Raw genomic sequence first — 12,900 nt, 5'->3', positions numbered from 1 at the left:
TGCGCGGCGGCCTTCTCCTTGGCGGTGAAGAGGCCGGTGCACTCGAGCGCGATGTCGACGCCGAGTTCCTTCCACGGCAGGGTCGAGGGATCGCGCACGGCGGTCACCTTGATCGGGCCGCGGCCGACGTCGATCGTGTCGCCGGCGACCGTCACGGTGCCGGGAAAGCGACCGTGGACCGAGTCGTAGCGCACGAGGTGCGCGTTGGTCTCGACCGGGCCGAGGTCGTTGATGGCGACGACCTCGATGTCGGTCCGGCCGGACTCGACGATGGCGCGGAGCACGTTGCGACCGATGCGACCGAAACCGTTGATGGCGACACGAACAGCCATGGAAATTCCTCCTGAGAGATCAGCATGTCCCGGCGAGGGACGGAAAAATCGAGGATGCGAGGGGGCACGCATCCCCGCCGACCGGACCCGCACCCTGGGGCGAATGGGCCGGTGCGGCCGACGGGGACACGGTTCTCATTCGGCCGCCTTGCGGCCACCCTTCTTCGGCGCCGGTTCGGAGGCGATCACCGCCGGCTTGGCGGCGATGACTTCCGGGGCCTCGACGTAGGGGCGGCCGTAGTAGCTGGCGAGCAGCAGGCTCTCGAGCTCGGAGATCAGCGGGAAGCGCGGGTTGGCGCCGGTGCACTGATCGTCGAAGGCCTCGACCGCGATCTTCTTGACGGCGGCCAGGAAGTCGGCCTCCGCCACGCCCGCCGCCTGGATCGACGGCTGGATGCCGAGGTGGGCCTTGAGGCCGTCCACCCAGGCGACCAGCTTCTCGACCTTGGCGCCGGTGCGGTCGCCCGCCTCGGTCAGGCCGAGGTGATCGGCGATCTCGGCATAGCGGCGACGGGCCTGCGGCCGGTCGTACTGCGAGAAAGCGGTCTGCTTGGTCGGGTTGTCGACCGCGTTGAAGCGGATGACGTTGGAGATCAAGAGCGCGTTGGCGAGGCCGTGCGGCAGATGGAAGGTCGCACCCAGCTTGTGCGCCATCGAGTGGCAGACGCCGAGGAAGGCGTTGGCGAAGGCGACGCCGGCGATGGTGGCACCCGAATGCACCTTCTCACGCGCCACCGCGTTGGCCGCGCCCTCGGTGTAGGAGGCCGGCAGATAGTCCTTCAGCAGCTTCAGCGCCTGCAGCGCCTGACCGTCGGAGAACTCGTTGGCCATCACCGAGACATAGGCCTCGAGCGCATGGGTCACCGCGTCGATGCCGCCGAAGGCGGTGAGCGACTTCGGGAGGTTCATCACGAAGTTGGCGTCGACGACCGCCATCGTCGGGGTGATCTCGTAGTCGGCGAGCGGATACTTCATGCCCTTGGTGTCGTCGGTGACGACGGCGAAGGGAGTGACCTCCGAGCCGGTGCCCGAGGTCGTCGGGATGGCGACCATCTCGGCCTTCACGCCCATCTTCGGGAACTTGTAGATGCGCTTGCGGATGTCCATGAAGCGCAGGGCGAGGTCCTCGAAGTGGACGTCGGGGTGCTCGTACATCACCCAGATGATCTTGGCGGCGTCCATCGGCGAGCCGCCGCCGAAGGCGACGATCAGGTCGGGCTTGAAGGCGGCCGCACGCTCGGCACCCTTCTTCACCGCGGTCAGGGTCGGATCGGCCTCGACGTCGGCGAAGACCTCGACCTCGATGCCGTTCTTCTTCAGGAGGCCGATGATCTCGTCGGCCATGCCGGTCTGGAACAGGAAGCGATCGGTGACCAGAAGCGCGCGCTTCTTGCCCTCGAGATCCTTCATAGCCTCGACGATCGCGCCGCGACGGAAGTAGATCGACTTGGGGAGCTTGTGCCAGAGCATGTTCTCGGCCCGCTTCGCCACCGTCTTCTTGTTGATCAGGTGCTTCGGCCCGACGTTGTCGGAGATGGAGTTGCCACCCCACGAGCCGCACCCGAGCGTCAGCGACGGCGCCAGGTTGAAGTTGTAGAGATCGCCGATGCCGCCGTGCGACGAGGGCGTGTTGATCAGGATGCGGGCGGTCTTCATCCGCTCGCCGAAGGCCATCACCCGCTCGGGATGACGGTCCTGGTCGGTGTAGAGCACCGAGGTGTGGCCGATGCCGCCGAGCGCCACCAGTTCGGCCGCGGCGTCGAGGGCGGCGGCGAAGTCGGCGCGGCGATAGAGCGCCAGCGTCGGCGACAGCTTCTCGTGGGCGAAGGGCTCCTCGTCGCCGACGGTCTCGACCTCGCCGATCAGCACCTTGGTGGTGGCCGGCACCGTGACGCCGGCGCGCGCGGCGATCTTGACCGCCGACTGGCCGACCACGTCGGCCGAGAGGTGGCCGTTCGGGAACACCACGCGACGCACCTTCTCCAGCTCGTCGGGCGACAGGATGTAGCCGCCGTGGGTGGAGAAGCGCTCGCGCACCGCGTCGTAGACCGAGGAGACCGCCACGACCGCCTGCTCGGAGGCGCAGATCATGCCGTTGTCGAAGGTCTTGGACATCAGGATCGAGGCGACGGCGCGCTTGATGTCGGCGTGCTCGTCGATGACCACCGGCGCGTTGCCGGCGCCGACGCCGATCGCCGGCTTGCCCGACGAATAGGCCGCCTTGACCATGGCCGGACCACCGGTCGCCAGGATCAGGTTGATCTCCGGATGCTTCATCAGCGCGTTGGAGAGCTCGACCGAGGGCGTGTCGATCCAGCCGATGATGTCGGCAGGGGCGCCTGCGGCGATCGCCGCGTCGAGCACCAGCTTGGCGGCGGCGCAGGTGGCGAACTTGGCGCGCGGATGGGGCGAGAAGACGATGCCGTTGCGGGTCTTCAACGCGATGAGCGACTTGAAGATCGCGGTCGAGGTCGGGTTGGTCGTCGGCACGATGCCGCAGATCAGGCCGATCGGCTCGGCGATGGTGACGGTACCGCCGACGGTGTCCTCGGCGACGATGCCGCAGGTCTTCTCGTCCTTGTAGGCGTTGTAGATGTATTCGGAGGCGAAGTGGTTCTTCACCACCTTGTCCTCGACCACGCCCATGCCGGTCTCCTCGGCCGCCATCATGGCGAGCGGGATGCGGGCATCGGCCGCGGCGAAGGCGGCGGCGCGGAAGATCGCGTCCACCTTCTCCTGGTCGAACGTGGCGTAGACCGCCTGGGCGGCCTTCACGCGTGCGACGAGGGCGTCGAGTTCGATGAGCGACGACACGGGCATTTCTGGGCTCCTCATGGATCGCCGAGGGCGGGCATTTTGCCTCTCGCCACCGGCGGCGACCCGAACCTCCGGGCCGCGGCGACGCACGCCTGTCGTGCGCCGGATGTTCGCGAAGATACGCCGTTTTCGTCGCGTCTTCGACTTTCTTCTAATGAAAACGATTTCACGTCATCCTGCAAGAGGGCGAAGAGCCCGAACGGCCCCAATGCGTATTCGCACCTAGCATTTGTGGCGGATCTCGCCGACCAGCCATGCAGAAACCGCGCCGCTCGCGATGAAAACGTTTTCATCATCTCCGTTCACATCCGCGCATCGGCAGCCGGACACGCGAATCCCCGCCGCGTGGGTGACGCGGCGGGGACAGGGTGCGGACAGACGATGTCGGAGCGACGACGGCCGCCTCAGGCGACGGCGCGCGGCAGCGAGCCGTCCTTGTAGCGCGCGGCCATGACCGACAGCGGCACGGGGTCGATCTTCGAGGCCTGGCCGGCCGCGCCGAACTGCTCGTAGCGCGTCTTGCACAGTGCCTTCATCGCCGCCATGGCGGGCTTCATGTAGGTGCGCGGGTCGAACTCGCCGGGCTTCTCGGCGAAGACCTTGCGGATCTGGCCGGTGATCGCCATGCGGCAGTCGGTGTCGATGTTGACCTTGCGCACGCCGTGGCGCGACGCCTCGAGGATCTCCTCGATCGGCACGCCGAAGGTCTGGGGCATCTCGCCGCCGTAGGCGTTGATGATGTCCTGCAGTTCCTGCGGCACCGACGACGAGCCGTGCATGACGAGATGCAGACCCGGCGCGCGCTTGTTGATCTCCTTGACCACGTGAAGGGCCAGGATGTCGCCGTCGGGCTTGCGGGTGAACTTGTAGGCGCCGTGCGAGGTGCCCATGGCGATGGCGAGCGCGTCGACGCCCGTCGCCTTGACGAAGGCGACCGCCTGATCGGGATCGGTGAGGAGCTGGGAGTGGTCGAGCACGCCCTCGGCGCCGTGACCGTCCTCCTTCTCGCCCATGCCGGTCTCGAGGGAGCCGAGCACGCCGAGTTCGCCTTCGACCGAGACGCCGACCATGTGCGAGGTCTCGACCACCTTGGAGGTGATCATGACGTTGTGGTCGAAGTCCGCCGGTGTCTTGCCGTCGGGCATCAGCGAGCCGTCCATCATCACCGACGAGAAGCCGTTGACGACGGCCGAGAGGCAGGTCTCGGGCGAGTTGCCGTGATCCTGATGCATGCACACCGGGATCTTCGGATAGAGTTCGATCGCCGCCTGGATCAGGTGCTTCAGGACGATGTCGTTGGCGAAGGCACGGGCGCCGCGGCTCGCCTGCAGGATCACCGGGGCATCGGCTTCCGCCGCCGCGCCCATGACCGAGAGCATCTGTTCCATGTTGTTGATGTTGAAGGCGGGCAGCGCATAGCCGTGCTCGGCGGCATGGTCGAGCAGCTGGCGCAGGGAGACGAGAGCCATCGTTCGAACTCCTTCCGGGGGTTCGTTGCAGGGAAGACGAATTGCGTGGGGTGCGAAGCGTCCGGGCCGACCGAGCCGGCGGGAGAGGCCGCCGGGCGGCGAACCGTCCGGCAGGCTGGCGAGAGACCGGGCGGACGCGCCGCCCGGCTCTGCGTGTCTCGGAGTCCTCACGCCGCCTTGGGCTTGAGGATGCGGAGCATGACGGCCGACAGGACGGTGCCGGCGACGATCGCGATGACGTAGCCCATCAGATGGGTGACGGCGTTCGGGATCGGCAGGACGAAGATGCCGCCGTGCGGGACCTTGAGTTCGGCACCGACGCCCATCGAGATCATGCCGGCCAGAGCCGAACCCGCCATCAGCGACGGGATGACCCGCAGCGGATCCTTCGCCGCGAAGGGGATCGCGCCCTCGGTGATGAAGGAGATGCCGAGGAAGAAGGCGGCGTTGCCGGCCTCGCGCTCGTCTTCGTTGAAGCGGTCGGCGAAGAGCTTGGTGGCGAGCGCCAGAGCCAGCGGCGGGGTCATGCCGGCGGCCATGGCGGCGGCCATCGGGCCGTAGACGGCGTTGTCGGCCGAGGCGATCAGGCCGGTGGCGAAGGTATAGGCCGCCTTGTTGACCGGGCCGCCCATGTCGAAGGCCATCATCGCACCGATGATCGCACCCAGCACGACCGCATTGGCGGTCTGCATGCCCTTGAGCCAGGCGGTCAGCGCCGACAGCGCCGAGGCGACCGGCTGGCCGATGACGTAGATCATCAGCAGGCCGACGATGGTGGTGCCGAGCAGCGGCAGGATCAGGACGGGCTTCAAGCCGTCGAGATTGCGGCCGAGGTTGATGTTGTCGTTGAGGAACTTGACGACGTAGCCGGCGAGGAAGCCGGCGAGGATGCCGCCGAGGAAGCCGGCACCGATGGTGCCCGCGAGCATGCCGCCGATGGCACCGGGGGCGATGCCGGGACGGTCGGCGATCGAATAGGCGATGAAGCCGGCGAGGATCGGCACCATCAGGGCGAAGCCGGACTTGGCGCCGATCTGGAACAGGGCCTGACCGAGCGTGCCGGCATGTTCGGGCTGGTAGACGTAGATGCCGCCCAGAGCAAACGCGATGGCGATGAGGAGACCGCCGGCGACGACGAAGGGCAGCATGTAGCTGACGCCGGTCATCAGGTGCTTGTAGACGCCGGCGCGATCGGCCGAGCGGGCGGCCTTCTCGGCGGCGACGCGGTCGGCGAGCGGCGTGGCGGCGGAGGCGGCGGCACCCTGGACGGTGGCCTCGGCGAAGGCCTTCTGGACGAGGGCCTTGCCGTCGCCGATGGCGGCCTTGGTGGAGGAGGAGAAGACGCGCTTGCCGGCGAAGCGGGCGAGGTCGACGTTGGTGTCGGCGGCGATGATCACGAGGTCGGCGCGGGCGATCTCCTCGGCCGTCAGCGCGTTCTGCGAACCGACAGAGCCCTGGGTTTCCACCTTGACCTCGTAGCCGAGCGCCTTGGCGCCGCTCTCGACACCTTCGGCGGCCATGAACGTATGCGCGATGCCCGTCGGGCAGGATGTTACGGCGACCACGAATTTCGACATCTGTTCCTCCTGGCGGGGTCGACCCCGCTCTTCCTCCTGGTGGAGATCAGGCCACCGGCGACGTCACCTCGACGGCGTCGGCGAGCTTTTCGACATCGGCCTTCGGCCCGAGATGGGGTCCGATCCGATCGAGTTTGGATGCGGGGAAGGCGACCGCGAGCCGCGCGATGCGCTCGAGATCGGCGCCTTCGACGAGGCCGGCGACGAGGCCGGCGACCATGCTGTCGCCGGCGCCGACGGTGGAGACCACGGTCTTGGGCGGCAGTTTCGCCGCGAGCATGCGCTCGGCGGTGACGAAGAGCGCGCCCTCCTCGCCGAGCGACACGACGACGAGGCCGATGCCGCGAGCGATCAGCATGCGCGCCGCCTCGACGAGGTCCTCGCGGCGGGAGAGCGACCGACCGACGGCGCTCTCGAGCTCGTGGCGGTTGGGCTTCACCGCGTGGATCGCCAGGCCGCTCGACAGCAGTCGCGCCAGCGGCGCGCCCGAGGTGTCGACCACGACGCGGGCGCCGTGCTTGACGAGATCCTCGGCGAGCACCGTCCAGGCGTCGTCGGGAAGCGATTCCGGCACCGAGCCGGCGAGCACCACCGGACGGCCGGGCACGACCGAACGCAGCAGCGCCGCGCGCACCGCGTCGAACGTGCCTTCCGAGATCTCGAGCCCCGGCAGGTTGATGTCGGTCGTCTCGCCGTTGGCGAGATTGGCGATCTTGATGTTGGTGCGGGTCTCGCCGGCGGTCCGCACGAAGCGGTCGCCGATACCCTTGGCGGCGAAGAACTCGGTGAAGCCGTCGTCGTTGGCCCGACCGAGAATGCCGGTGGCGGCCACCGGCACGCCCCAGTCGGCGAGGCAGCCGGCGACGTTGACGCCCTTGCCGCCGACGTTCGACAGGGCGGCGCGGGCGCGCTGCACGGTGCCGACGACGAAACGGTCGAGGGTGACGGTGAGGTCGATCGCCGGATTGAGCGTCACGGTGACGGCGAGCGGATGGGCGATGTCGGTCATGACTTCGCTCCTTCCAGCGCGCGCACCTGATCGGCGCTGTCGCAGGCGAGCGCCCTTGCGGCCAGCGCCTTCAGTTCGGCGACGGCGGCCGCGCGGATGCGGGCCTTGACGCCGGCGACGTCGCGCGGGGTCATCGACAGCTCGTGGACTCCGAGACCGGCGAGGATTGAGGCGCCGAAGGGATCGCCGGCGATGCCGCCGCACACGCCGACCCATTTGCCGGCCGCTTCCGCGCCCGCCACCGTCCGTTCGATCAGCCGCAGCACCGCCGGGTGCAGGCTGTCGGCCTCGCCGGCGAGATCGGGATGCTGCCGGTCGATCGCCAGCGCGTACTGGGTGAGGTCGTTGGTGCCGATCGAGAAGAAGTCGACATGCGGGGCGAGGACGTCGGCCATCAGGGCGGCGGCCGGGACCTCGACCATGATGCCGATCGGCACGACCGGCGCGTCGAGTTCGGCACGGACCCGTTCGCAGACGGCGCGCAGCGCGATGACTTCGCCGACCGAGGTGATCATCGGGAACATGATCAGCAGCTTCCGCCCGGTCTTGGCGGCGCGGTAGAGGGCGCGCAGCTGCGGCAGCATCAGATCGGGCCGGCGCAGCAGGAGACGCGCGCCGCGCACGCCGAGGAAGGGGTTCTCCTCCTTCGGCAGTTCGAGATGGGCGACCTGCTTGTCGCCGCCGATGTCGAGGGCGCGCACGATCAGCGGGCGATCGCCGAGCGCGTCGAGCATCGCGGCATAGATCTCGTACTGCTCGTCCTCGCTCGGCGTGGCGCCGCGCTCGAGGAAGAGGAATTCCGTCCGCATCAGGCCGACCCCCTCGGCGCCGAGGTCGATCGCCATGCCGACCTGATCGGGCGTGTTGACGTTGGCGGCGATCTCGAAGCGACGCCCGTCCGTGGTGGTGGCCGGCGCGGCACGATCCTCGGCCTCGCGCGAACGCTTGGCGGCATCGGCCGCGATCCGGGCGCGCGCCGCTTCCAGCGAAACCGCATCGGGCTGGAGCCAGAGGCGGGCGCCGCCACCGTCGATGATCGCCTCGACGCCTTCGGCGAGATCGAGCGCGGCATCGCCGGCCGCGACGATCGCCGGAAGACCCAGGGTGCGGGCGAGGATCGCGGTGTGCGAGGTCGGACCGCCACGGGCGGTGACGAGGCCGACGACGCGGGCGGTGTCGAGACCGGCGGTGTCGGACGGGGTGAGATCGTCGGCGACCAGGATCACCGGGCCGTCGAAGGCGACGGCGGCGGTCGCCGCTTCCAGCTCGGGGGCGAGTTCGAGCAGGACGCGGCGACCGACGTCGCGCAGATCGACCGCACGGGCGGCCAACAGAGGATTGCCGAGAGCGGCGAGCGAGGCGGCGGTGCGTTCGACCGCCTGATGCCACGACCACGCGGCGCCGTGGCCTTCGACCATCAGGCGGCAGGCGGCGGTGACGAGATCGGTGTCGGCGAGGAATTCGCCCTGCGCCTCGAAGATGGCGGCCTCAGCCCCGCCGAGACGGCGGCGGGTGTCGTCGGCGATCGCCGCGAGCTTCTGGCGGGTGGTGTCGAGGGCGCGATCGAGCGCGCCGCCGCCTTCGACCAGATCGACCGGCACGTCCGGCACGACGATCTCCGCCGCCCGCAGCACGTGGACGCGACCGATCGCCAGACCCGGCGAGGCCGAGATGCCCGGCAGCGCCGGCAGCGCCGACGGCGGCGTCCAGCCACCGACGACCGCGGCCTTGGCGGCGGCCTTGGCGGCATCGGCCTTTTCCTGGGCGGTCAACGCGACGATGGCGGCCTTCATCGCGGCGAGCGCCTCGGCGGCGCCTTCGCCCTCGGCCGAGACGACGACGGTCTCGCCGTCGCGCAGGCCGAGCTGGAGCAGGGAGACGAGATTGCGCGGATCGGCGACGACGTCGCCGGAGCGGACCTGGACGCGCGCCTTCTGGCGGCGCGCCGTCTCGATCCAATGGGCCGCCGGACGGGCATGGAGACCGTTCGGATAGTCGCAGACCCATTCGAACTTCTCGGCGAGGTCGCTCGCCGGCGCGGCGGGGGCGGCCGCGGCGGGCGTCTCGCCGAGCGCGGTGATGACCGCGGACGGATCCTCGGCCGCGATCACCGCCTCGAGCGCCGCCTCGTCCTGCAGGAGCCGGGTCAGACGGCGCAGGATCGAGATGTGGGCATCCGACTGGGCGGCGATGGCGACGACGAGGCGGACGGTCTGGCCGTCGTTCCAGGTCACGCCCTCGGGAATCTGGAGAATGGCGAGGCCGTTGTCGCGGATCAGCGCGCGGTCCTCGACCATGCCGTGGGGGATCGCGACGCCGCGGCCGAGATAGGTGTCGGCCACCTGCTCGCGACGCAGCATGGATTCGACATAGGCGGGATCGATGCGGCCGCTCGCCACGAGCAGCTGCGCCGCTTCGCGGATCGCCGCCACCTTGGACGCGGGAGCCCGAGTGCGACGCACCCGGTCGACGGAGAGAAGGCTGGAGCCGGACGCCATGGGATCATCCTCGATCGCAGGTACGGACTGAAAACGATTTCATTTCTCGATCGCGCATAAAGACCTTTGTCCCTGGCGCTGTAAACGGCGCACAAATGCGTATTGCGTAAAAAGATGGGGATGAGTTATGAATTTTGGATGGAAACGTTTTCACCCAACGCCGCGGGCACGCCCAATGCCGCGAGCCACCATGTCGTGGGCATCCGCGACGTCGCGACCCGCGCCGGCGTCTCGCCCGCCACCGTGTCGCGCGTGCTGACCGGCGGTCCTGCCAGTCGCGAGACGCGCGAGCGCGTCGAGGCCGCCGTCCGCGAGACCGGTTACCGCCCCAATCTCTCCGCCCGCCGCCTGCGCACCCGCGCCTCGCGCACGATCGGTCTGATCGTCTCCGACATCCGCAATCCGTTCTTCACCTCGCTGTCGCGCGCGGTGGAGGACGCCGCCTATCGCGCCGACATGCGGGTCGTCCTCTGCAACACCGACGAGAACCCGACCCGCGAGGCGATGTATCTGCGGCTGATGCAGGAAGAGCGGATCACCGGTCTGATCATCGCCCCGACGCGGGCGACCGCCGATCGGCTGGAGACCATGACCTTCGACTTCCCCGTCGTGCTGGTCGACCGCGCCGGTCCGACCGGCGCGCACGATTCCGTCGTCATCGACAACTCCGCCGCCGTCGACACGCTGATCTCGCATCTCCTGGGTCGCGGTCATCGCCGCATCGGCGGCCTCTTCGGCAACACCTCGTCGACCGCCCAGGAGCGCCATCGCGGCTATGCCGCCGCCATGCTCGCCCACGGTCTGGCGCCCGAGGCACGGATGATCGAACCCTCGGCGGAAGCCTCCGAGCGTGAACTCGCCCGCTGGCTGACCGAACCCGACCGCCCCGACGCCTTCGTCGGCTCCAACGGTCAGATCGTGCTGGGCATGGCCCGCGCCGTCCGCAGTGCCGGTCTCGCGATCGACGACGACGTCGTCCTCGCCGGTTTCGACAACGAGATGTGGACCGAGATGATCGGCCGCGGCCTGACCGTCATCGAACAGCCGGTCGAGGAGATCGGCCGCTCGGCGATGGACCTGCTCTTCCGCCGCCTCGAACGACCCGACGTCGCGCCCTGCAAGATCGTGCTCGCCGGCCGCCTGATCGACCGCGACGAAGCGACGGCGCCCCGCGCGGCGGAGTGAAGCGGCGCGAAGCCAGAAAAGCAGCGGCCGAATGGGCCGCCCATCTCGACCTCGAAGACAAAAAGAGCCCGGGTGGATCGCTCCACCCGGGCTCTTTTTTTGTCCATGACGTCGCCGTCAGATCTCGTCGTCTTCGGCCTCTTCCGGGCCCTTCATCGACTTGAGCTTGGCGAAGATCTTGTCGGCGTCGAGTTCGTCCTCTCGGCCCTCGCCGCGGATGCCCGAGCCGTAGTTGCCGGCGCCCTCGAGCGCATCCGGCGTCACCGTCTCGTCGACCGACAGCAGCGTCGCCGCGCCCGGATCGCCGGCCTCGCGGATCGGCATCGACTTCGCCGCCTTCTCGACCTCGAGGTCGAGCTCGAGCTGCGAGCAGAGGCCGAGCGTCACCGGATCGGACGGAGCGAGATTGGCGGCGTTCCAGTGGGTGCGCTCGCGAATCTGCTGGATCGTCGTCTTGGTGGTGCCGACGAGGCGCATGATCGCCGCGTCCTTGAGCTCGGGATGATTGCGCAGCAGCCACAGGATCGCGTTGGGGCGATCGTGACGGCGCGACACCGGCGTGTAGCGCGGACCGCGACGCTTGGCTTCCGGCACGCGCACCTTCGGATCGGCGAGCTTGAGGCGATGCGCCGGATCCTTGACCGCGCGATCGATCTCCTCGCGGGTGAGCTGGCCGGTGATCAGCGGGTCGAGACCCTTGATGCCCTGCGCCGCCTCGCCGTCGGCGATGGCCTTCACCTCGAGCGGATGCAGCCGGCAGAAGGCGGCGATCTGGTCGAAGGAGAGCGCGGTGTTCTCCACCAGCCACACGGCGGTGGCCTTGGGCATGAGAGGCGTATTGGTCGGGGTCGCCATCGGATGGACCTTCCTCGAGGCTTCTCCCGGCCGGCCGGCGGGGGGAAGCGGAACTGTCACCATGAAAGGGGATGCGCGTTCATAGCGCGAAACGATGCATGGTGCAAATCATCGGTTCGCGCCCCGTCCTGCCTCACCCGACCGTCAGCACGATCTTGCCGACGTGGGCGTTGGTCTCCATCCGCCGGTGCGCCTCGACCACTTGCGCGAGCGGAAAGGTCGAATCGATCACCGGCCTCACCGCCCCCGCCTCGACCAGCGGCCAGACCTTCTGGCGCAGCGCCTCGGCGATCGCGCCCTTGAAGGCGGCGTCGCGGGCGCGCAGCGTCGAGCCGGTGTGGGTGAGACGCTTCAGCATCACCCGCATGAAGTTGAGCGTCACCTTCGAGCCGCGCAGGAAGGCGATCTGGACGATCCGCCCTTCCACCGCCGCGGCCTCGTGGTTGCGCTCGATGTAGTCGCCGCCGACCATGTCGAGGATCACGTCGGCCCCGTGACCCTGGGTGAAGTCCTTGACCTCCTTGACGAAGTCCTGGTCGCGATAGTCGATCGCCAGATCGGCGCCGAGCGCGCGACAGCGCGCGCACTTCTCCGCCCCGCTCGCCGTGGCGATCACCGTGGCGCCGAAGGCCCTGGCCAACTGGATCGCCGCGACGCCGATGCCCGAGGTGCCGCCGTGGACGAGGAAGACCTCGCCGGCCTTCAGCCCCGCCCGGTCGAAGACGTTCGACCACACGGTGAAGACCGTCTCCGGCAGGCTCGCGCCCTCGACCATCGACAGCCCCTTGGGCAGCGGCAGGACGCAACGCGCGTCGACAGCAGCCCATTCGGCGTAACCGCCACCCTGGAGCAGCGCCACCACCGCGTCGCCGACCGCGAGCCCCGTCACGCCCGCGCCGAGGGCCGCGACGGTACCGGCGATCTCGAGGCCGGGGATGTCGGAGGCGCCCTTCGGCGGCGGATAGCCGCCCTCGCGCTGCAGCACGTCGGGCCGGTTGACGCCGGCCGCGGCCACCTTCACCAGCACCTCGCCCGGCCCCGGCGCCGGCACCGGCCGGGTTTCGAGCACGAGCGCCTCCGGTCCGCCGGGTTCGGGAATGGCGACGACGGTCTGCGTGGCGGGAATGTCGATCATGGAGGACCTCTCGGGGCCACGCC

The 12,900-nt window shown here is 69.1% G+C and carries 9 protein-coding genes; 1 reads left to right on the top strand and 8 read right to left on the bottom strand.

All coding sequences use genetic code 11. The features are described 5' to 3' along the window. The 6 genes from ACT541_RS20290 to ptsP form a co-directional block, all read right to left on the bottom strand. Positions 1-332, bottom strand: a 332-nt coding sequence (locus ACT541_RS20290) for a glyceraldehyde 3-phosphate dehydrogenase NAD-binding domain-containing protein (RefSeq protein WP_476139171.1), incomplete at its 3' end; no start/stop codon positions are given. A gap of 135 nt (positions 333-467) precedes the next feature. Continuing rightward, a complete protein-coding gene (adhE, locus tag ACT541_RS20285) occupies positions 468-3,167 on the bottom strand; it encodes a bifunctional acetaldehyde-CoA/alcohol dehydrogenase (RefSeq protein WP_476139169.1) in 2,700 nt (899 codons plus the stop codon). Between the two features lie 386 nt (positions 3,168-3,553). Further along, positions 3,554-4,618 (bottom strand): class II fructose-bisphosphate aldolase, encoded by a 1,065-nt coding sequence (fba, locus tag ACT541_RS20280; protein WP_476139167.1) that lies wholly within the window; start codon positions 4,616-4,618, stop codon positions 3,554-3,556. A gap of 167 nt (positions 4,619-4,785) precedes the next feature. Then, entirely contained in the window at positions 4,786-6,195 is a 1,410-nt protein-coding gene (locus tag ACT541_RS20275; RefSeq protein ID WP_476139165.1) for a PTS fructose transporter subunit IIC, read from the bottom strand. A 46-nt stretch (positions 6,196-6,241) separates the two neighbouring features. After that, positions 6,242-7,204 (bottom strand): 1-phosphofructokinase, encoded by a 963-nt coding sequence (gene pfkB / locus ACT541_RS20270; protein WP_476139163.1) that lies wholly within the window; start codon positions 7,202-7,204, stop codon positions 6,242-6,244. Continuing rightward, positions 7,201-9,702: a phosphoenolpyruvate--protein phosphotransferase gene (gene ptsP / locus ACT541_RS20265; RefSeq protein ID WP_476139161.1), complete on the bottom strand. Its 2,502-nt coding sequence runs from the start codon at positions 9,700-9,702 to the stop codon at positions 7,201-7,203. Before ptsP ends, pfkB begins: the two co-directional genes overlap by 4 nt. A 120-nt stretch (positions 9,703-9,822) precedes the next feature. On the opposite strand from ptsP, the gene ACT541_RS20260 reads away from it, so the two are divergent. Continuing rightward, entirely contained in the window at positions 9,823-10,887 is a 1,065-nt protein-coding gene (locus ACT541_RS20260) for a LacI family DNA-binding transcriptional regulator (RefSeq protein WP_476139159.1), read from the top strand. A 117-nt stretch (positions 10,888-11,004) separates the two neighbouring features. Here the strand turns inward: ACT541_RS20260 and ACT541_RS20255 are convergent, their stop codons facing one another. Both ACT541_RS20255 and ACT541_RS20250 read right to left on the bottom strand, forming a co-directional pair. Then, positions 11,005-11,742, bottom strand: coding sequence for a DUF1013 domain-containing protein (locus tag ACT541_RS20255; protein WP_476139157.1), 738 nt, complete (start codon positions 11,740-11,742; stop codon positions 11,005-11,007). A 133-nt stretch (positions 11,743-11,875) separates the two neighbouring features. After that, complete coding sequence (locus ACT541_RS20250) at positions 11,876-12,877, bottom strand: NAD(P)H-quinone oxidoreductase (RefSeq protein ID WP_476139155.1); 1,002 nt, start codon at positions 12,875-12,877, stop codon at positions 11,876-11,878. Positions 12,878-12,900 lie beyond the last annotated feature (23 nt).

Source organism: Pinisolibacter sp. DMC100 (assembly GCF_056313705.1).
This window is presented reverse-complemented; position numbering and strand designations above follow the sequence as displayed.